The organism is Agrobacterium salinitolerans, from assembly GCF_027498475.1.
GTDB classification, from domain to species: domain Bacteria; phylum Pseudomonadota; class Alphaproteobacteria; order Rhizobiales; family Rhizobiaceae; genus Agrobacterium; species Agrobacterium salinitolerans.
Genome location: NZ_JAPZLN010000004.1, coordinates 380,179 through 399,671, shown reverse-complemented (window position 1 = coordinate 399,671; position 19,493 = coordinate 380,179). Strand labels below are relative to the sequence as shown.

Genomic DNA, 19,493 nt, shown 5'->3' with positions numbered 1-19,493 from the left:
ATTCGTCACCGTGCCTCACGAGACCGCCACAGCCAATCCGCTCTTTCACAATCCGCTTTTAAGCCGGGACGATCTCGCAAAGGCGGTGATCGATCTCTTCAACCCGCTGCTTGCCTGTTTTTCACCCGGCGGCGCGCGTGTCCGACTTGGAGCGACGGGGGCGATTTTCGATTTTCCTGCGGCGGAACTGGAGGGTTTTGCCCGGCCACTATGGGGCATCGTTCCACTTGCCGCCGGCGGTTATGACTTTCCCCACTGGGATCTCTACAGGCGTGGACTGGCCAATGGCGCCAACCCCGCCCACCCCGAATATTGGGGCGACACGGCTGATCGGCACCAGCGGCTGGTCGAGCTGGCGGCGATAGGATTTGCGCTCGCCATGGTTCCCGAACATATCTGGGAGCCGCTTGCCGAAACGGACAGGCAGGCCGTCGCCGCCTATCTTCTTGCCGCCCGCGAGCGGGAATTCGTCGACAATAACTGGAAATTCTTCCGGGTTCTGATCGATCTCGGGCTGGAACGGGTCGGCGTGGAATTCGACCGCGCCAAGACCCAGACCTATCTCGATGAACTCGAGGCTTTCGATATCGGCAACGGCTGGTATCGCGACGGGCCGGTGCGCCGGGTCGACCACTATATTCCCTTCGCCATGCATTTTTACGGCCTGATCTATACGGTGCTGGCAAAAGGCGACGACGCGCGAAAAATGCGCTTGCTCGAACGCTCGCGCATTTTCACCCGTGACATACGCCACTGGTTCGGGCCTGACGGGGCCTCGCTCGCCTTCGGACGCAGCCAGACCTACCGTTTTGCGGCGGGCGGTTTTTGGGGCGCTCTTGCCTTTTCCGGTCTGGAGGCGCTGCCGTGGCCGGAGATCAAGGGTTATTACATGCGCCATATCCGCTGGTGGTCGAAGCGGCCTATCGCGGACCGCGACGGCGTCCTGTCGGTCGGATATGGCTACCCAAATCTTTTGATGAGCGAGAGCTACAATTCTCCCTGTTCCCCCTATTGGGCGCTCAAATTTTTCCTGCCGCTGGCGCTGCCCGCCGATCACCCATTCTGGACTGCGGATGAGGCAGAACCGCAGGAATTTGCCGAACCGGTTCCCTTGGCGGAGCCAGGTATGGTGGCCTTTCATACGCCGGGCAATATCGTGGTCCTGTCCTCCGGGCAGCAGCACGACAGGATGCGCGGCGCACAGGAAAAATACTCGAAATTCGTCTATTCCACCCGTTATGCCTTCAATGTCGAGGCGGATGACCGGCATTTCGCCGCCGCGAGTTTCGACGGCATGCTCGGCCTTTCCGACGATGGCGTGCACTTGCGCACCCGCGAGACGATGGAAGAGGCCTTGATTGCGAGAGACTGCCTCTATTCCCGCTGGCGGCCATGGGCGGATGTCGAGATCGAGACCTGGCTCGTGCCACAAAACCCCTGGCACATAAGGCTGCACCGCATGCGTACCCCGCGCCCCTTGCAAACATCGGAAGGCGGATTTGCCATAGAGCGGGCCGATTTCAATCGCGACTGCACCGAGGCGGGTGAAGGTCGCGCCGTCTGTTACGGACAGACTGACACCAGCCTCATCGTCGATCTTTCGGCTGGCATTCGGCGCGAAGGCGTGTGCCATCAGGCAATCGCCAATACCAACCTCATCCACGCCAGAACCCTTGTTCCGCAATTGCGCGGCGCCATCGCATCCGGCGAAACGCTGCTGGTGACGGCGGCCATGGCACTGCCGGCCGGTAGAGAAGCAGAGGCCGCATTGGCTGTCCTCCCCGAAAGTCCAGATCTCCCGAGACTGGAAGAGATGTTCAGGCGGGAGGGGCGACGCGTTCCCGCCTATGCTCTCGATGAAACCCGCGCAGGCTGGCGGAGATGACAGACGAAGTATCGAGCTTTTCCCAAAGATCGGATCGGCTGAACATCCTGACCTGGGAGCGGAAGCAGGAGGATATCGACGGCCCCGACCATCAGGCGCGGTTGCGTGGCCTCAAGCGCTCTGCCAACACCGTTTTCGGGCAGGGCGTCTACATCGCCGCCAGGGCCGAGGTACATACGGATAGACTCCTTATGGGTGCGTATTCGTGGATCGCCGGTTACGCAATCGTGCGCGGCGACATCGAACTCGGCGACAATGTGTCGATCAACCCCTATGCCTGTCTTTCCGGTAAGGTCACAATCGGCAATGGCGTGCGCATCGCCTCACATGTCAGCATCGTCGGTTTCAACCATGGCTTCGACGACATTGAAACTCCGATCCACCGCCAACCGCTGACCTCGCTCGGGATAGAGATCGGCGACGACGTCTGGATCGGCGCCAATGCGGTTGTGCTTGATGGCGTGAAGATAGGACGCGGCGCTGTTGTCGCCGCAGGCGCGGTGGTGGCGAAGGACATTCCCGCCATGGCCATTGCAGGCGGCGTTCCCGCCCGGGTTCTGCGATATCGCGGAAAAAAAGCGGCCGCGCCGACGCTGATGGAACCCGATAGCCCGCTGCGAGAACTCGGCAAGGAGATTGCGGACGACTGGCTTGCGGCCATCCGCGCCTATGGCGAGGATGGTAACTATCGTTCCGCCGATGCATCTGGAGGTGAGGTCGAAAGCGTCAGGCATCTGTGCGATGCCATCGAGATCGCAGCAGCCTTCGGACAGGAAAAGATCGCTTTCGATACCGGAAAAACCGTGGCCAATCTTCAGGCCTTGCAGGATCAAGAAACGGGGCTTTTTCTTAACCGTCACCACCGCTCTTCTACATCTCCCGAGAAGGACCCTGCCGTCCTCTATAATATTCTGGCTGTCGGATATGCGCTTGAATGTTTCGGAGCTGCGCCAAAACAGCCGATCGCTTTCATTGAGCGTCTGCGCGCCGAAGAACTCATCCTCCTGCTGGAAGAATTGCCGTGGCAAAGCCGGGCATGGCATTGCGGCGCCACAATAGACGCCATCGCCACCGCGCTTTATTTCAACAGGCGCTATTTCACATCCGGCGACAACCTCACCGTTCTCTTCGGTTGGCTGGCGATGAATGCAGATAAAACCACCGGGCTTTGGGGTGAGCCGACTGCCGCACAGGGCCTGCTGCAACCGGTCAACGGTTTTTACCGGCTTACGCGCGGCTCTTACGCGCAGTTCGGCCTGCCCCTTCCCTATCCGGACGCAGCAATAGACTCCGTTATCGCCAATTATCGTGCCTATAGCGGTTTCCACGGCGAGGATTTTAATGCCTGTAACCTGCTCGATACAATCCACCCGCTTCTTCTGTGCCTGAAACAGACGGATCACCGGCAGGACGAGGCGAAAGAGATAGCCCGCGAAATTCTGCGCCGAAATGAGGGACGCTGGCAAAGGAACAGAGGATTTGCCTTTGCCGAGGGGCATCCGGCCGGGCTGCAGGGCACGGAAATGTGGATGTCGGTTCTCTGGCTTTCAGCGAAGCTCCTCGATGCGGAACATCTCCTGCCGTTCCGACCTCGCGGCATCCATCGCTTCGAGCCTGCGGAAATCGTCCGTGGCCTGATTGCCCGCTCCAAATCTCCGGTATAGGTTTCCGACACTCTTTTGAAAGCTTTCAAACCTGACCGGTCGAGTAAAAGATGCAACTCAAAGACTGCTATAATTTCCACGATTTTCGCCGCATGGCCAAGCAGCGTCTGCCCGGACCGATCTTCAATTATATAGACGGCGCCGCCGATGACGAGGTGACGTATCGGCGAAACACGGCCGCCTTCGAGAAATGCGATCTCGTTCCCGATGTGCTGCGGGGCGTGGCCGATGTGGATATGTCGGTCACCGTCATGGGGCAGAAGCTGTCCATGCCGGTCTATTGTTCGCCGACGGCGCTGCAACGCCTCTTCCACCATCAGGGGGAACGGGCGGTTGCGGCCGCGGCGGGAAAATACGGCACGATGTTCGGCGTTTCTTCGCTCGGCACCACGAGCCTGGAAGAAGCGCGCCGGATCAGCGGCGGTCCGCAGGTCTATCAGTTCTATTTCCACAAGGACCGAGGCCTCAACCGCGATATGATGGCGCGCGCCAAGAGCGCCGGTGTCGAGGCGATGATGCTGACGGTGGACAGTATTACCGGCGGCAACCGCGAGCGCGACAAGCGCACCGGCTTTGCCATTCCGTTCAAGCTCAATCTTTCCGGCATCGCGCAATTTGCCATCAAGCCGGCCTGGGGCATCAATTACCTGACGCATGAGCGCTTCAGCCTGCCGCAGCTCGACGACCACATTAAAATGGACGGCGGCGCTCTTTCCATCAGCCGCTATTTCACCGACATGCTCGACCCTTCGATGAACTGGGACGACGTGGCGCAGATGGTGCGCGAATGGGGCGGGCCGTTCTGCCTGAAGGGCATCATGTCGGTGGATGACGCCAGACGCGCCGTCGACATCGGCTGCAGCGGCATCGTGCTTTCCAATCACGGCGGCCGCCAGCTCGATGGCTCCCGCAGCGCCTTCGATCAGCTGGCCGAGATCGTCGATGCGGTCGGCGACCGGATCGACGTGATGATGGATGGCGGCGTGCAGCGCGGCACCCATGTTTTGAAAGCACTGTCTCTCGGTGCAAAAGCCGTGGGGCTCGGCCGCTATTACCTTTTCCCCTTGGCTGCTGCCGGGCAACCGGGCGTGGAAAGAGCGCTCGAGTTGATGCGTATCGAAATCGAGCGCGGCATGAAACTGATGGGCTGCACCTTCGTCGATCAGCTGACACGCCGGAACCTTCGGTTTCGTTGAACAAGCTGGACGTTGGGAAAGAGCTGGGCGAAGCGCGGTCGCAACCGACTACGTGAAACCGCATGCCATTTCAGCCGCGTTTCGTCGCTGCTCCTGAAGCGCCATACTGATGTTCCAGACGAGCGCCAGACAAACAAGCCCGCAAAAGCAGGCTGAAATCAGCGAGCGATGACGCTTGGCTCCGGAGAGAAACTGAATAGCCCCGCGTTTCGTAGACACCCTCGGGTTACGTTTTCTGCCGTTCTTCTAACTCGACGGGTGACAGCATCCCGTTTCTGACATGTTTGCGCTTCGGGTTGTAAAACATCTCGATGTAGTCGAACACGTCCTGCCTGGCTTCGTCTCTTGAGCGATAAACCTTTCGGCATACCCGCTCCCGGCTCAACAGATTGAAGAGGCTCTCGGCCACGGTTTGTCATGGCAGTTGCCGCGCCGGCATCCTCCACTTCAAGAGGGGGTATCCTCGCTGCGAGGCAAATGATCAGATAATCACGGCGCTAGATTGGCGAGCGCTGGTCGCGGAACGACCGCGGGCGATCTCGTGTTTAGAACCAACAGCAATAGCTCGACACTACTCCAAAGTGGCCAGATGCTCACGAACAATCCCCCGTATCAGGGCCTGAGGTTTAGACCGCACGAGGCTGTAAAATTAATGTGTTTTCCAAGTTCTCAACAGCATTTCCACGAATTTTTCCGCCGCCGGAGACAGCGCGTTACTCCTTCTCCGCACGATGCCTATCGTGCGGGAAACCACCGGGTTGACGATCGGCCGGGTGATAAGGAATGGGTGATCGCCCTGCGGCGTTGCCAACCGCGGCAGGACGGAAATCCCAAGTCCAGCTTCCACAAGACCGAGCGACGTGTTCAGGTGCGTCACCTCGTAAAACCAATTCAATTTTAGATTGCATCGCGCAAGCGCGCTGTCGAGAAGCGTCCTGTTGCCACTTGAACGGTCCACGACAACCAGCGGAAAGGCCTCCAGCTGGTCCCACTCGATTGTCTCGTAGGCTGCCAGAGGGTGGTCTTTCCTCATCGCCAGCACGAAGGGGTCATCGATGAGGGGCTCGAATGAAAGCTCGGGATCGGAATTGCCCATCAGGTTGATGCCGAATTCCACCTCGCCTCTGGCGACCGCCTGAAGACCTTCATTGGCTGTCAAATCCCTGATCCTCAGCCTTATGTGGGGATATTGCTGGCTGAAGGTCTTGATGACGGTGGGAAGAAAGTAAAAGGCGGCGGTCGGAACACAGGCCATGGTGATAAGCCCACGCCGTTGCGCGCCGTCCTTCATGGCAAAAAGCGATCCGTCAAATTCCTCGAGCATACGCCGAACGAGCGGCATGACTTCCTGTCCCATGGCAGTGGGGGCAACGTGGCGTGTCGTTCTTTCCAGAAGGGGCGCCCCGATCGCCTGCTCCAGTTTCTGGATACGGCGGGTGAGCGCCGGTTGCGAGATGTGAAGCGCCTCGGCGGCCCTGTGGAAACTGGCCAATTCAACCACCGCTTGAAACGCCCGCAAATCCAGAATTTCGCAATTGATGCTCATATCGCAATAAAACTCCAAAACATTGCATTTAACAGATTAGACTCTTTTGCTCATATTGCAACAACACGACGCATTGATCCGCCAAATGCAATACTGAGGCAACCCATGAACGACCTGCTGAAGATACCCTGTGTGCTGATGCGCGGTGGAACGTCGCGTGGACCGTTCTTTCTCGCATCCGATCTTCCCCGTGATCGAGTAGACCGGGACGCGGCCCTTCTCTCCATCATGGGGTCGGGCCATCCACTGCAGATCGACGGCATTGGCGGAGGCAATCCGGTTACGTCCAAAGTTGCGATTATCGGCCCTTCCACAGTCCGGGGCGCGGACATTGATTACCTGTTCGCGCAGGTTCGGACCGACAGGCAGTATGTCGATTATTCGCCAAATTGCGGAAACATGCTGGCCGCTGTCGGCCCTTTTGCTATCGAAGCGGGACTTGTCGAAGCACGGGGCAAGGATACTCTTGTGAGAATCCATAACGTGAATACCGGCAAGCTGATCGAGGCGAAAGTTCCGACACGCGGTCGTGAGGTTATTTATCTCGGCGACGCCTCGATCGACGGCGTTCCGGGTCTGGCGGCACCCATCGCATTGACATTCATGGATGCAGCAGGTGCGAAGACCGGCCACCTGCTACCAACTGGAAAGCCGGTTGATCTAATCGATGGCGTCAACGTGACGGCCATAGACTGTGCCATTCCGATGGTTCTCATCCGCGCACCCGATCTCGGCGTGACGGGGTACGAGGATCCGCAAACCCTGAGCGCTCACAAGGACCTCATCGCACGGATGACCCGCATCCGCATCGAGGCTGGAAAGTTGATGGGAATGGGTGATGTCAAAGACATGGTCATTCCGAAACCGGTGCTCGTTGCGCCTGCCCGCAGAGGCGGCACTCTCTCGGTACGGTATTTCATGCCCAACGAGTGTCATCCTGCACTGGCGACGACCGGTGCTGTTGGCATCGCAACCGCGGCTGTCACCAAAGGCTCTGTCGCTTATGATATGGTTGGAGGCCTTTCGGTGCCAACCCAGATCCGCATCGAACATCCCGCCGGCTGCCTCGACGTGCAGCTGGAGATGCGAAACGGAGCAATAACGGCCGGACTTGTAAGAACGGCGCGCAGGCTTTTCGAAGGCTTCGCCTTTGCCAAACCAACCGCTGCGATTGAAGACGCAGCCTAGACGCGGCCATAGTGGCGCAAAATATAGTTGAACCGGGAGGAGACCCTTATGCGTAAATATCTGCTTGCAACCGCCGCGCTCTGTGCGCTGGCAGCATCAGCCAATGCCGAATCCGTCAGGATGAGCGTTGGCTCGTACAACCTCAACAACCTGCCTTTCCCCGTGGCTGCGAGCCTTGGCTTCTACAAGGAGGAGGGCCTTGATGTAACGACCGAGAACTTTGCCCAAGGCGGGTCGAAGGTCCTGCAGGCGCTTGTCGCGGGTTCCACGGACGTTGCCGTGGGCTTCTACGATCATACGATCCAGATGCAGTCGCAGAACAAGCATGTGGTCGGCTTCGTGCAGCTTGCCCGTAACTCGGGCCTGGTTCTCGCTGGCAAGAACGACACGGACTTCGATCCGGCCAAGCCCGAGACGATCAAGGGCAAGAAGGTCGGCATTACGTCGCCCGGCTCCTCCTCGGACTTCTTCATTCGCTATTACATGAAGCAGCATGATCTCAGCGACAACGACATCTCCATCATCGGCGTCGGTTCGGGTGCTGCAGCCGTAGCCGCTCTGCAGCAGGGCAAGATCGACCTGCTCGTCAATTACGATCCTGCCGCGACCATCGTCGTGGAACGCGGATTGGGCAAGATCCTCATCGATGCCCGTAGCGATCAGGGCGCCAGGGATGTCTATGGCGGCATCTATCCGACATCGGTCCTTTACGCGACGCAGGACTATATCGATGCCAATCCAGAAGTGGTTCAGAAAGTCACCAACGCGACGGTTCGGGCGCTGCACTGGATGAAGCAGCATTCTGCGGAAGAAATCGTGGCGAAGCTTCCCGATGATTTCGTGTCCGGCGACAAGCAGACCTACATCAAGGCTGTCGAAGCAGCCAAGGCGATCTTCTCCGAAGACGGCAAGTTCGAGCCTGCCGATCTCGAAACGCCGCTTTCCGTTCTGAAAAGCTTCAATGATGCGGTTGCCAAGGCGACGATCGATCTCAACACCACCTACACCAACAAGTTCGTCGAGGCTGCTGCCTCGAAGGCCGCAAACTGAGAGGCCGCCATGTCTTCGCCAGCCAGAAAGCTAGAACCCGTGACGGAACTGAAGCCCCCGCCGATGGTAGCAATCGATGATGTGACCATGGCGTTCGGTTCGTTTGTTGCCGTACAAAACGTAAATCTCAAGGTCGGCGATGGCGAGTTTCTCTCCATCGTTGGGCCTACGGGATGCGGAAAGTCCACCATTCTCAACGCCATTGCGGGCCTGTTGAAGCCAGCGCAGGGCAAGGTTTCCATCGACGGTTCGCTCGTCAAGGGCGTACAGAACAACATCGGATATCTGTTCCAGCAGGACGCGCTCCTTCCCTGGAAGACAGCGTTTCAGAATGTCGAGCTTGGCTTGATGTTCCGCGGCGTTCCCGAAAATGAGCGGCGCGCCAAGGTTCAGTCCTGGCTTGAAAAGGTCGGCCTGAAGGGATTCGGAGACCGCTTTCCGCACCAACTCTCCGGTGGGCAGCGCAAACGCGTGCAGATGGCACAGGCACTCATCACCGAGCCGAAGGTCATCCTCATGGACGAACCCTTCTCCGCATTGGATATCCATACCCGCCACCTTATGCAGAACGAATTGCTGCGCCTGTGGCAGGAGGACCGCCGTGCGGTGGTCATGATCACCCATGATCTGGAAGAGGCGATTGCGCTCGGAGACCGGGTTGTTGTTCTCGCTGCTGGCCCGAAGAGCCGCGTCATCGAGAGCTTCCCTGTCGATCTTGAACGTCCCCGCAACGTTGCGGAAATCAAACTCGATCCAAAATTCATGACGCTCTATCGCGATATATGGGCGTCCCTGCGTGGCGAAGTGGAGAAAAGCTATGCAAGCCGTTAATGTTCGTATCATCCAGGTCGTTCTTCTGGTCGTGCTTTTGGGAGGCTGGCAACTCGGTGTCACCTCGGGCGCCATCGACCGGTTCTTCTTTCCGGCGCCCTATGACATCGTCAAACAGGTGATTGATTGGGTTGCCGATGCCGGTTTTTACAAGCATGTCGGCATCACGCTGAGCGAAACGGTGCTTGGCTATCTCATCGGTACAGGTCTCGGCGTCGGCGCCGGCGTCTGGCTGGGCCTCAGCCCCTTCGTCGCCCGGGTGCTTGATCCGTTCATCAAGGCCGTGAACGCCATTCCGCGTGTGGTTCTGGCTCCGATCTTCGTGCTGTGGCTCGGCCTCGGCCTGTGGTCGAAGGTTGCGCTTGCGGTTACGCTCGTTTTCTTCGTCACTTTCTTCAACGCCATGCAGGGCGTGCGCGAAGTGAATCCGGTCGTGCTTTCCAATACTCGCATTCTTGGCGCCAAGCGTTCGGATCTGCTGCGTCACGTCTATTTCCCCGCTGCGGCGAGCTGGATTCTGTCGTCGCTGCGCACCTCCGTCGGATTTGCCGTGGTCGGCGCAATCATCGGCGAATATCTGGGAGCCTCCGCTGGCCTCGGTTATCTAATCGCCCGCTCGGAAGGCAACTTCGATGCGGTCGGCGTCTTCGCGGGCATCATCATCCTGGCGGTCTTCGTTCTTGTTATTGACCTCATTCTGGATTTTGCGGAGAAGAGGTTGATTACCTGGCGGCCGAATGCAGGCGAGGAACGTCCCGCGTAAGCGGAATGAAACAAGACTATTTCCATCGGGGCGGCCAGTCGGCCGACCCGCTTTTTCTTTAACGACGTTGCTACACTTATCCCATCGGTCGCTTGCGGTCCAGTTTTCGTCGCCACACTTCCAAAAGTTCTGGCGTGCGAAGCCCCAATCGAGTTACCTGTTAACGCCACAACGCCGCGATTGGGACAGCGGATAGCCGCTCTCCGAACGGGATCACCTTGTCATGGTCGTACATGACAATGCCTGAAACAAATCGTTCCCTTGTTGCTTTAGCCAATATGCGCAGTCCAGAGAAATCGGAATTCGTCACGGATGCTGCCGCTTTGATCTCGATACCGACAATCCTTCCCCCTATCATGTCGGAGTCAGTCAAGAGACAGGTCGCGCAGAGATGCAAGAAGACCGGAATCTAGAAAATGGATTTTGGGGTCTTGGTCAGACGTTTAAGTTTATTGGAAAACCAGGGTTGAACCGTTCGGGCAAGGAAAAGGCTCTCAAATATGCCGACGTATTTCTGCGTTGTGACGTTATTCATCCCAATAGCGGCGCCGATCCCGGAATAGTTCACGAGTTGTCCCGAATGCTCGGCCAGGATGCGCAACAGGCGTGGCATTTGTGCAATCTGTTCAATCTGCGCGACATCGCGAACGTCGCGTTGGACGATCGCCTCGACATAATCTTCGTACCAATCATGTCTGCGGCTCAGGTTCCTACGACCCAGCGCCTCTGGATATCCACCGGCCAGAACCGCGGCCATCAGATCATCGCCGACGATGGCTTCTCCGCCCTTGGCTTCATTTTGAAATGCATCGCGCAGAAAGCTGCCGCGGCAGTTTTGATCTCGCTTTGCGCAAGCGGAAGCAATCTGACCACCTCCATCCGCCCTGCGAGCGAGTCCGACACGCGCGGCAGGGTCATGAGATTGGCTGAATCGGTCAGAAGGAAGCGTCCGGGGCGTTGGTCAGCATCGCAGGAAGGCGGCACAGTGTTGAGATTGAGGGTGCCTGCCGAAAACGGGGATCACTTTCGGCAACAGCGCGAAGATGGTGTTGGCCGTCAGCGATTTGCCCGAGCCGGATTCACCGATGTTGCGGAGAATCTAGGCACGCTTGAGATCGAAGGGTACGTTCTCAACAGCGTGTGGACGCTCCATGCCGCGCGGTAGGTTAACGGTCAAACCACGAACCGCAATCACCGCGTCATCCGGCAACACAGGCTCGGTCGTAACGACCATGCCAGAGACAATATTCCTGGGCCGAAACTCTGACTGCCACGAGAAAAGCCTGCTCAAGGCAAGGCCTGGAGGTGAAGAGATTAACAGAAAGCTAAATCCAACATTCACTAGTCATTAATTGCAGCCTTTATGAATTGGCGGCAAATTGGGATCAAACCGGAAACCGGACTGATGGATGCAAGGACGCTTCAAATGCGGACAGAACCCAATTTCGCCAGCACGCTCGACACCCTGGAAACGCCCTGCCTTATCGTGGATGCGGATCGGATGGAGAGAAATATCACGCGGCTGCGGACGCGTCTCGATGCACTGGGCGTTTCTCTACGCCCGCATCTGAAAACTGCCAAGTCGATCGAGGCCGCCCGCAAGGTCATGACGACGCCGGAAGGGCCTGCGACCGTATCGACCTTGAAGGAGGCCGAACAGTTCGCCGCAGCAGGCGTGCGCGACGTGATCTATGCGGTTGGGATTGCACCCGACAAGCTCGCTCGTGTCGCCGAGATGCGGGACCGCGGCATCGACCTCATGGTCGTGGCCGACAATGTCGAGCAGGCCGAGGCTATTGCCGCAGCATCCAAGGCGGCGGGTTTACGCATTCCAGCCCTCATCGAAATCGATTGCGACGGCCATCGCTCCGGCGTTCCGCCCCATGACCATGCCCGGCTGCTTCAGATCGGCGAAGTACTTGCCGCCGGCGCCGAGTTGCGCGGCGTACTGACCCATGCCGGTGATAGCTATCGCGGCGGCGGCCCGGAGACTCAGGAACGCTTCGCCGAGGCAGAACGCCGGGCTGTTGTCGAGTCCGCGCAGGTCCTGCGCGCCGCCGGCCTGCCCTGCCCCATCGTTAGTGTCGGCTCAACGCCGACGGCTCATCACGCAAAGGATTTGACCGGCGTGACCGAAGTCCGCGCTGGAGTCTTCGTGTTCTTCGATCTGGTCATGGCCGGGATCGGCATCTGTCGGGTGGATGACATTGCGCTCAGCGTTCTCGCCACCGTCATCGGCCACCAGCGCGATAAGGGCTGGATCATCACAGATGGCGGCTGGATGTCGCTGTCGCGGGACCGCGGCACCAGCAAACAGCCCGTCGACATGGGCTTTGGTCTGGTCTGCGACGTCAACGGCGAAGTTTTCAACGATGTGATCGTTGCCGATGCGAACCAAGAGCACGGGATCATTGCTGTCCGGCCGGGTTCCAACGGCCGCCTTCCAGACTTGGCCGTCGGAGACCGCGTCCGCATCCTGCCCAACCACGCCTGTGCGACCGCGGCACAGCACGGCGCCTATCATATCGTGCGCGGGGTCTCGCGCGATGTGGAAGCCGTCTGGCCGCGCTTTGGAGGCTGGTAATGACAAGATTGCTGGACATCAGCACGGATGACGCGCCGCGCCCGGCTGGGCATTATGTCCAGGCAAGGCGTGGCGGTGATCATCTTTACATATCCGGCCAGTTGCCGATCCGCCCCGATGGGGAGCCCCTGCCCGACGACAGTTTCGAGACGCAGGCTGCGCAAGCAATCGACAACATGCTGGCGATCCTCAAGGCGGCCGACGGGCAGCCGGCCGATCTCGTCCGCGTGACGGCGTACATCGTTGGGGTCAGCAATTGGCCGCGTTTCAACGCGGTCTATGCCGAACGGCTGGGTGAGGCGCGCCCCGCCCGCACAGTCGTTCCCGTCCCTGAACTGCACTATGACTATCTCGTCGAGATTGACGCGATTGCCGTCATTGGCCATTAAATCCAACGGGCATCCGGTTGCAAGAACACCACTCACCTAGGTCAAGATTCATGACTCCACTGCTCAGATCCATCCCAAGCGACCCGGAACTCCCGGCCAAGGCCGATGTCGTGGTCATCGGTGCCGGCATCATCGGCGCGTCCGCAGCATTTTCGCTGGCCGAACGTGGTCTCTCCGTGGCGCTACTGGAAAAAGGTCTGGTTGGCGCGGAGCAATCGAGCCGCAACTGGGGCTGGTGCCGCCGGCAGAACCGGGATGAGCGCGAATTGCCACTCTCGGGCGTCGCCATGGACCTGTGGGACGAGATCGCGGCGAAGATCGGCGAGGATGTCGGCTTCCGCCGGTGCGGCCTGTTCTATGCCACGGACAATCCGCAACAGCTGGCGGAATGGGAGCAATGGCAGACGACCGCCCGTAAGTTCGATGTCAATACGCGCATGCTGAGCCCCAAGGAGGCACATGAAAGCGTTCCGGCGCAGGGGCGTCGATGGCTCGGCGGGGTTCATTCCGTTGATGATGGCAAGGGCGAGCCGGCCATTGCCGCTCCGACAATCGCGAGCGGTGCCCGCAAGTTCGGGGCAACCATCCACCAGAATTGCGCCGCGCGCGGGCTGGATGTTGTCAACGGCGCGGTCGCCGGGGTCATCACCGAAAAGGGCACGATCAGGACACAGGCCGTCCTCAATGCCGGCGGCGCATGGGCATCCATGTTCAGCCGGCCCTACGGCGTCATATTTCCGCAGGCAAGTGTCCGCCAGACGGCGGTGCGCACAGTACCGACGGTGGATGTCGGCGATGCCCTTTACACACCCGAATGTTCGCTGACGCGCCGGCTCGATGGCAGCTACACCTTTGCCGTCAGCGGCAGGGCAACACTTGACCTGACGCCACAAGGCATGCGCTATGCCCGCTGGTTCATGCCGATGTTCCTGAAACGGCTCAAGGCCGTACAGGTCGGCGTCAGTACCTCGATGTTCCGCGGTCCGGAAGCGCTGGCACGATGGACGATGCAGGAAACATCGCCCTTCGAGCGGATGCGGATTCTTGATCCGGCCCCCAGCAAGCGCACAATTGCCGCCATGCTGAAGGGTGTCCACGACCAGTTTCCGGCGCTTGCCGGCGTCACGATCGCCGATAGCTGGGGTTCCTATGTGGACTGCACACCGGACGCAGTGCCGGTGATCTCTGCAGTCGACCGCGTGCGCGGCTTTTATCTGGCGGCCGGCGGGTCCGGTCGCGGTTTTGGCATCGGTCCGGGCATTGGACGACTCGCGGCCGACCTGGTTGCCAATGACAAACCCTGCGTTGATCCCACGCCCTTCCGGCTGTCGCGCTTCTTTGACGGATCGAAGGTGAATGTCGGCGCGCTTTGATTGCAGTCGAGATCGCCACCGACGGATGAACGCACACGTCCGGTCGATCGTCGTCGGCAAACTTTATGCGTAAGCCGCGACGTCAATCACAACAATCTGCGTTCACCGGCAGTCTATGCGGCGAAAAATGAAGACAAATATCGGGCATGGTCATCACACGAGCAGTCGCATGCGACTGCAGGAAACTGCGAGCAAACCGATGTCAGCGATGCAAACGCTCCTACTCAACAAGGATCAGGTAAGGCGCCTGATCGACATGCGGCAGGTGATAGGCGCTGTGGAAGACGCCTACAGGGCCTATAGCAGCAACCAGGTCGCACAACCCGACTATATCGGCATCCACCTGCCGGACGGACGCGGAGAGATCGATTTCAAGCTTGGCTATCACAAGCAGGCGGAAATGATTTCGATGAAAGCCCATTCCGGCGGCTTCGCCAACAACCCCGAGCAGCATGGCGTGCCGAACAGCATGGGAACCATTCTGCTGTTCGACGCCACAAGCTGCGCGCTTATCTGCATACTGGATGGAAGTCTGATCACAGGCTTTCGAACTGGGGCTTCTGGCGCCGTCTCAGTGAAGGCCCTTGCCCGAAAAAATTCCCGTGTCATTGCATCGATCGGTACGGGCAATCAGGCGAGAATGCAGATCCGCGCGATTAGCAGGATCATGCAGATCGACGAGATTCACGCCTGGAGCCGCACGTCGGCGGCCCTGGCTGCTTACAAGCAGGACATAGAGCGCGAGTTCAACATACCGGTTACGCTGGCGGCGTCCAAGAAAGACGCTGTCGAAAATGCGGACATTCTGATCACGACGACGCGCGGCAAAGGCGATCTGGTGCAGGCCAATTGGGTAAAACCTGGAACCCACATCGTTGCGATCGGCACTGATCAGCGCGGCAAACAGGAACTCGAACCCGAAATATTCCGAAACGCGAAGATTGTCGTCGATTCCATTTCGCAGTGCTCGCAAAAGGGTGAAACCTTTCATCCGCTCGCAAACAACATCATCACCATGGACGACATCCATGGCGAAATAGGAGAGGTCCTGCTCGGCGCGAAATCCGGTCGGACAAATGATGAGGAAATCACGATCTTCGATTCCACCGGCATGGCGATCCAGGATAACACGACTGCCCGGTCCATCTACCAGAACGCCCTCGCCAACAATGTTGGCGCATTCTTTTCCTTTTTCGAGTGATCACCATGAAAAGCTTCCCGACCCTTCAGGACATCCAGGACGCGCGAGCGCGCCTGAAACCCCATATCCGGCATACGCCCCTGTTGCGCGCAGACAAGATTGAAAAGGTTGTCGACTGCGAACTCTACCTCAAGCCTGAGACCTTGCAGGTTACTGGCGCCTTCAAGATTCGCGGCGCGCTCAACAAGGCTCTCTCGCTGTCCAGGGACGAAATTGCAAACGGGATTATCGCGACATCTTCGGGCAATCACGCACAGGGGTTAGCCTATGCCGCCCGTATGCTGGGCGTGAAGGCTATTCTGGTGCTGCCGGTCACATCACCGAAGATCAAGATCGAGAACACAAAAGCGCTGGGGGCAGAGGTCGTTCTCTTTGACGGAGACAATGCAGCGCGGTGGAAACACGTCTACGCGATGGCCGCCGAAAACGGATATGCCCCCATCCACGCTTTCGAGGATCCGATTGTGATGGCAGGCCAGGGAACGATCGGCTGCGAAATTCTCGATGATCTATCGGACGTTGATACGGTCATCGTCCCCGTCGGCGGTGGCGGACTGATTTCGGGTATCGCAACAGCCATCAAGGAAACTAATCCCTCCGTGCGCGTCATCGGCGTAGAGCCCTCTTTGACGCCGAAATATTACCAGAGCCGGATCAATAAGGAGCGCACTTCGCTTCCGTTGCTGAACACGATTGCTGACGGGCTGCGGCTCAGCGTGCCGGCCCAGAATCCGTTTCCCATCATTGAAAAATACGTCGATGAGATTATTTTGGTTGAAGACCGACATATCGTTGATGGCATGCGTGCGTTGGCAAAAGATGCCAAGCTGATTGCTGAGCCGGCGGCCGCGATCACGGTGGGGGCGCTGCTGGCTGGCTCGATAAATCTGAAGCCAAATGAAAAGGTCTGCGCCGTGCTGTCTGGCGGAAACTGGGACTTAAGCGATCTCGCTGAAGTCTATGCCGAGGGATAAGCATTTGAGTCGGTCTCACCAGGCAGCCGGCGACCAAACGTCTCATTGTATGGATTGACTGCTCATCCCTACCGGAAATGGTCCGGGAGAACACATCGGTAACTTGCGCCGTCTGGACGAAAGCCGTTCTTATTCTGGTGCAGGTTGGCTGCTGACTTGAGACAGATGCCTGTTCTTGAACGTCGCAGTTCTTCAGGTGACCGTGACGAAGGTTACGCAGCGTCTCGATCGTCCTCCAGGCGCCGACATAGCCTAGCTTCATCACGAAGCTGTCGCCCGCGCGGCCGCGACAATCGAGGCTTTTCCGCGATTCTTCGCTCAAACGTCTTGCCTCCTGAGTATGAAGATGAAAATTAATGCGATTAGAATATTAAATTCAGGATGAACTTAATGCTTACATCCGATGATCTCGCCTTTTTCTCGGTCCTTGTCGGCTCGCGATCCCTGGCGGAGAGCGCGCGCAAGCTCAACGTGACGCCGCCAGCCGTCACTCAGCGGCTGCGTGCGCTCGAAGAAAAAGTGGGTGTCAGGCTGATCGATCGAACCGGCAAAAGCCTCTTTTTGACCGAGGAGGGCTCGCTCGTCGCTTCGCACAGCGTTATCGTCAGCAACGCAATCGATGAGCTGTCAGAAGCCCTGGCGGACCGCAGGGGCGTGGTGCGGGGACATTTGAGGATCGCAGCCCCACACGGGTTCGGCAGGCAGCATGTCGCACCCGTCGTGGAGGCGTTCGCGCGCGAGCATAAGAGCGCGCTCGCCACGCTGGAACTGTCCGACCACCCTTCCGCCTTGCTCATCGAGAGTTTCGAAGTGATCATTCACATCGGCGCGCGGGGACATCTCGACCAAGTGGTAACGACGCTGGCGCCGAACCGGCGCATTCTCTGCGCCAGTCCGCAGTATCTGACTTCGGCGTCGCCGATTTTGGAGCCGGCAGATCTCGCCAGGCATCGCTGCCTTGCCGTCCGCGAGAACGAAGAAGACGTGACGCTGTGGCGTTTCACCGGGCCCCGGCAGGAGACTGCGACAGTGCGTATCAATCCAGCCATGTCGAGCAATGACGGTTCGGTCATCCGAGACTGGGCGCTGGCGGGCCAGGGCGTGATGATGCGGTCGGAATGGAGCGTCGCTGAAGACCTCGTCGCCGGCCGATTGCAGGAAGTGCTGCCCGACTGGCAGCTTCCCTCGGCCGACATCATCGCCATGCTGGGATCGAGGCACGGGCGAAGCGCCCGCTCCACCGCTTTCTTGAAGCTCCTGCGTCAGTCGCTCAAGCCGCCGCCATGGCGAAGCGGCAACATGGCATCAGTCGGTCAGTAGCCGAGGATTGACTTCGTCTCGAGATATTCCTCAAGTCCGTGGACGCCGTATTCGCGCCCATTGCCCGACTGCTTGTAGCCGCCGAATGCCGCCGCACCGTTCCAGGCCGGATAATTGATATGAACCTGACCCGCGCGGATGCGGCCCGACACACGCCTAGCCCGGCTGATATCGCCTGACTGCACATGCGCGCCGAGACCGTAGACCGTGTCGTTGGCGATTGTGATAGCCTCTTCCTCGTCCTTATAGGGCATGATCGCCAGGACAGGGCCGAAGATTTCCTCGCGCGCGATGCGCATGTCAGGCGTGACGTCGGAAAAGACCGTCGGCCGTGCGAAAAAGCCGCTCTCGATCCCACCAGGACGACCAGGTCCGCCTGCCACGAGCTTGGCCCCGCCATCGATGCCGGCCCTGATCATGGTCTGAACGCGTTCGAACTGGGCGCGGTTGGCGATCGGCCCCATCGTTGTCGCGGCGTCGCGCGGATCGCCAACCACCATGGCATGGACGGTGTTGCGCGCCAGTTCCTCCACTTGGGAAAGCCGGTGCGCTGGCACCAGCATCCGCGTCGGCGCGCTGCAGGATTGGCCGGCATTGCGCATGCCCGCCTGCAGTCCTTTCGGGACCGCGATTTCGAAATCGGCATCATCCAGCAGGATGTTGGGCGACTTGCCACCCAATTCCTGAACCACGCGCTTGATGGTCGGTGCGGCCGCCTGGGCGACCAGCACGCCTGCACGCGTCGAGCCGGTGATGGAGATCATGTCGACATCCGGATGGCTGGACAGAGCAGCACCAACGGCCTCGCCCGTGCCGCTGACCAGATTGAAGACGCCGGGTGGCGTGCCGGCATCGTGCATCAGTTCGGCAAACAGCACTGCGCTGTAAGGCGAAAGCTCGCTGGGCTTCAGGACAATCGTACAGCCAGCGGCAATCGCGGGCGCCACCTTGGCGGTGATCTGGTAGAGAGGCCAGTTCCAGGGGGTGATGAGGGCACAGACGCCGATGGCCTCTTTCGCTGTCGCGAGGCCTCCGTTCACCGACAGGAACGGATATGTCTCGAGCGTCTCCATCTGGACGCGGATATGTTCGGCGGCAAAGAAGACCTGCGACGACCGGGCAAAGCTGATCGGCGTTCCCATTTCGCTCACCATCGTCTGGGCGAAGAGCTCGGCGCGCTCGATAACAAGCGCATGCATTCTTTTCAGAAGCGCAAGCCGCTCCGGGATACTCGATTGGGCAAAACTGGGAAAGGCCTTGCGCGCGGCGGCCACGGCCAGGTCAACGTGGCGGGCGCTTCCGGCAGGGACATGGCCGGTAACCTGTTCAGACGCCGGATCGACGACCGGCAGCAGGTTCACATCGGCGAATGCCTGCCACTCGCCGTTGATGTAAAACTGGTTCTCTCGTTTCATCGCTACGTCTTCTCCTTGGTCCTGCACGACGTATTCCGTGCGCTTCGAACAGGATGACTGAAAGGGCAAGAGATCGACAGTCGATCTCGCCTGAGTGCCCGGTTAAGGCTGGGC

General features: G+C 59.1%; 16 protein-coding genes and 2 pseudogenes. 13 read left to right on the top strand and 5 right to left on the bottom strand.

What is annotated here, in order from left to right:
• Nucleotides 1-10: 10 nt before the first annotated feature.
• Genes O9X91_RS17055 through O9X91_RS17045 form a run of 3 tightly spaced genes read left to right on the top strand, consistent with a single transcriptional unit; the run spans nucleotide 11 to nucleotide 4,745 of the window.
• Entirely contained in the window at nucleotides 11-1,885 is a 1,875-nt protein-coding gene (locus O9X91_RS17055) for a DUF2264 domain-containing protein (RefSeq protein ID WP_142913366.1), read from the top strand.
• Nucleotides 1,882-3,549, top strand: coding sequence for an acyltransferase (locus O9X91_RS17050; protein WP_142913365.1), 1,668 nt, complete (start codon nucleotides 1,882-1,884; stop codon nucleotides 3,547-3,549). Before O9X91_RS17055 ends, O9X91_RS17050 begins: the two co-directional genes overlap by 4 nt.
• Before the next feature lie 50 nt (nucleotides 3,550-3,599).
• Nucleotides 3,600-4,745, top strand: coding sequence for an alpha-hydroxy acid oxidase (locus O9X91_RS17045; RefSeq protein WP_269834332.1), 1,146 nt, complete (start codon nucleotides 3,600-3,602; stop codon nucleotides 4,743-4,745).
• 226 nt (nucleotides 4,746-4,971) lie between these two features.
• On the opposite strand, the pseudogene O9X91_RS17040 reads toward O9X91_RS17045, so the two are convergent.
• Together O9X91_RS17040 and O9X91_RS17035 are read right to left on the bottom strand one after the other, a co-directional pair.
• A pseudogene (locus O9X91_RS17040) lies at nucleotides 4,972-5,180 on the bottom strand (IS3 family transposase); the annotation flags it as partial.
• 214 nt (nucleotides 5,181-5,394) lie between these two features.
• Nucleotides 5,395-6,291 (bottom strand): LysR family transcriptional regulator, encoded by an 897-nt coding sequence (locus O9X91_RS17035; protein WP_077984698.1) that lies wholly within the window; start codon nucleotides 6,289-6,291, stop codon nucleotides 5,395-5,397.
• Nucleotides 6,292-6,396: 105 nt separating this feature from the next.
• Here O9X91_RS17035 and O9X91_RS17030 point away from each other — a divergent pair, with 105 nt between their 5' ends.
• From O9X91_RS17030 to O9X91_RS17015, 4 genes are read left to right on the top strand one after another with little or no spacing between them, the layout of a single operon-like run.
• Nucleotides 6,397-7,479: a 4-oxalomesaconate tautomerase gene (locus O9X91_RS17030; protein WP_142913364.1), complete on the top strand. Its 1,083-nt coding sequence runs from the start codon at nucleotides 6,397-6,399 to the stop codon at nucleotides 7,477-7,479.
• Nucleotides 7,480-7,527: 48 nt separating this feature from the next.
• Nucleotides 7,528-8,529, top strand: coding sequence for an ABC transporter substrate-binding protein (locus O9X91_RS17025; protein ID WP_162520533.1), 1,002 nt, complete (start codon nucleotides 7,528-7,530; stop codon nucleotides 8,527-8,529).
• A 9-nt stretch (nucleotides 8,530-8,538) separates the two neighbouring features.
• Nucleotides 8,539-9,360 (top strand): ABC transporter ATP-binding protein, encoded by an 822-nt coding sequence (locus tag O9X91_RS17020; protein ID WP_077984696.1) that lies wholly within the window; start codon nucleotides 8,539-8,541, stop codon nucleotides 9,358-9,360.
• Nucleotides 9,347-10,123 carry an ABC transporter permease gene (locus O9X91_RS17015; protein WP_077984695.1) on the top strand — a complete coding sequence of 259 codons (777 nt, stop codon included), beginning with the start codon at nucleotides 9,347-9,349 and terminating at the stop codon, nucleotides 10,121-10,123. The genes O9X91_RS17020 and O9X91_RS17015 overlap by 14 nt, the downstream gene beginning before the upstream one ends.
• A 409-nt stretch (nucleotides 10,124-10,532) precedes the next feature.
• On the opposite strand, the gene O9X91_RS23900 is transcribed toward O9X91_RS17015, so the two are convergent.
• Nucleotides 10,533-10,736 carry a DUF4143 domain-containing protein gene (locus O9X91_RS23900; protein WP_423734666.1) on the bottom strand — a complete coding sequence of 68 codons (204 nt, stop codon included), beginning with the start codon at nucleotides 10,734-10,736 and terminating at the stop codon, nucleotides 10,533-10,535.
• A 399-nt stretch (nucleotides 10,737-11,135) separates the two neighbouring features.
• Nucleotides 11,136-11,357 (bottom strand): annotated as a pseudogene (locus O9X91_RS17005) (ABC transporter ATP-binding protein); the annotation flags it as partial.
• 192 nt (nucleotides 11,358-11,549) lie between these two features.
• On the opposite strand from O9X91_RS17005, the gene O9X91_RS17000 reads away from it, so the two are divergent.
• The 6 genes from O9X91_RS17000 (at nucleotide 11,550) to O9X91_RS16975 (ending at nucleotide 17,964) form a co-directional block, all read left to right on the top strand.
• Complete coding sequence (locus O9X91_RS17000; RefSeq protein WP_244614261.1) at nucleotides 11,550-12,707, top strand: alanine racemase; 1,158 nt, start codon at nucleotides 11,550-11,552, stop codon at nucleotides 12,705-12,707.
• The gene (locus tag O9X91_RS16995) at nucleotides 12,707-13,096 is read left to right on the top strand and encodes a RidA family protein (RefSeq protein ID WP_142913362.1); all 390 of its coding nucleotides are present in this window, start codon (nucleotides 12,707-12,709) and stop codon (nucleotides 13,094-13,096) included. Before O9X91_RS17000 ends, O9X91_RS16995 begins: the two co-directional genes overlap by 1 nt.
• A gap of 50 nt (nucleotides 13,097-13,146) precedes the next feature.
• Complete coding sequence (locus O9X91_RS16990) at nucleotides 13,147-14,469, top strand: NAD(P)/FAD-dependent oxidoreductase (RefSeq protein ID WP_142913361.1); 1,323 nt, start codon at nucleotides 13,147-13,149, stop codon at nucleotides 14,467-14,469.
• Between the two features lie 208 nt (nucleotides 14,470-14,677).
• A complete protein-coding gene (locus tag O9X91_RS16985; RefSeq protein ID WP_142913360.1) occupies nucleotides 14,678-15,670 on the top strand; it encodes an ornithine cyclodeaminase family protein in 993 nt (330 codons plus the stop codon).
• 5 nt (nucleotides 15,671-15,675) lie between these two features.
• Nucleotides 15,676-16,644, top strand: a complete 969-nt coding sequence (locus O9X91_RS16980) for a threonine/serine dehydratase family protein (RefSeq protein ID WP_142913359.1) — start codon at nucleotides 15,676-15,678, stop codon at nucleotides 16,642-16,644.
• Between the two features lie 390 nt (nucleotides 16,645-17,034).
• The gene (locus O9X91_RS16975; protein WP_142913358.1) at nucleotides 17,035-17,964 is read left to right on the top strand and encodes a LysR family transcriptional regulator; all 930 of its coding nucleotides are present in this window, start codon (nucleotides 17,035-17,037) and stop codon (nucleotides 17,962-17,964) included.
• On the opposite strand, the gene O9X91_RS16970 is transcribed toward O9X91_RS16975, so the two are convergent.
• Nucleotides 17,958-19,379 carry an aldehyde dehydrogenase family protein gene (locus tag O9X91_RS16970; RefSeq protein ID WP_142913357.1) on the bottom strand — a complete coding sequence of 474 codons (1,422 nt, stop codon included), beginning with the start codon at nucleotides 19,377-19,379 and terminating at the stop codon, nucleotides 17,958-17,960. The genes O9X91_RS16975 and O9X91_RS16970 overlap by 7 nt on opposite strands.
• Between the last annotated feature and the right edge of the window lie 114 nt (nucleotides 19,380-19,493).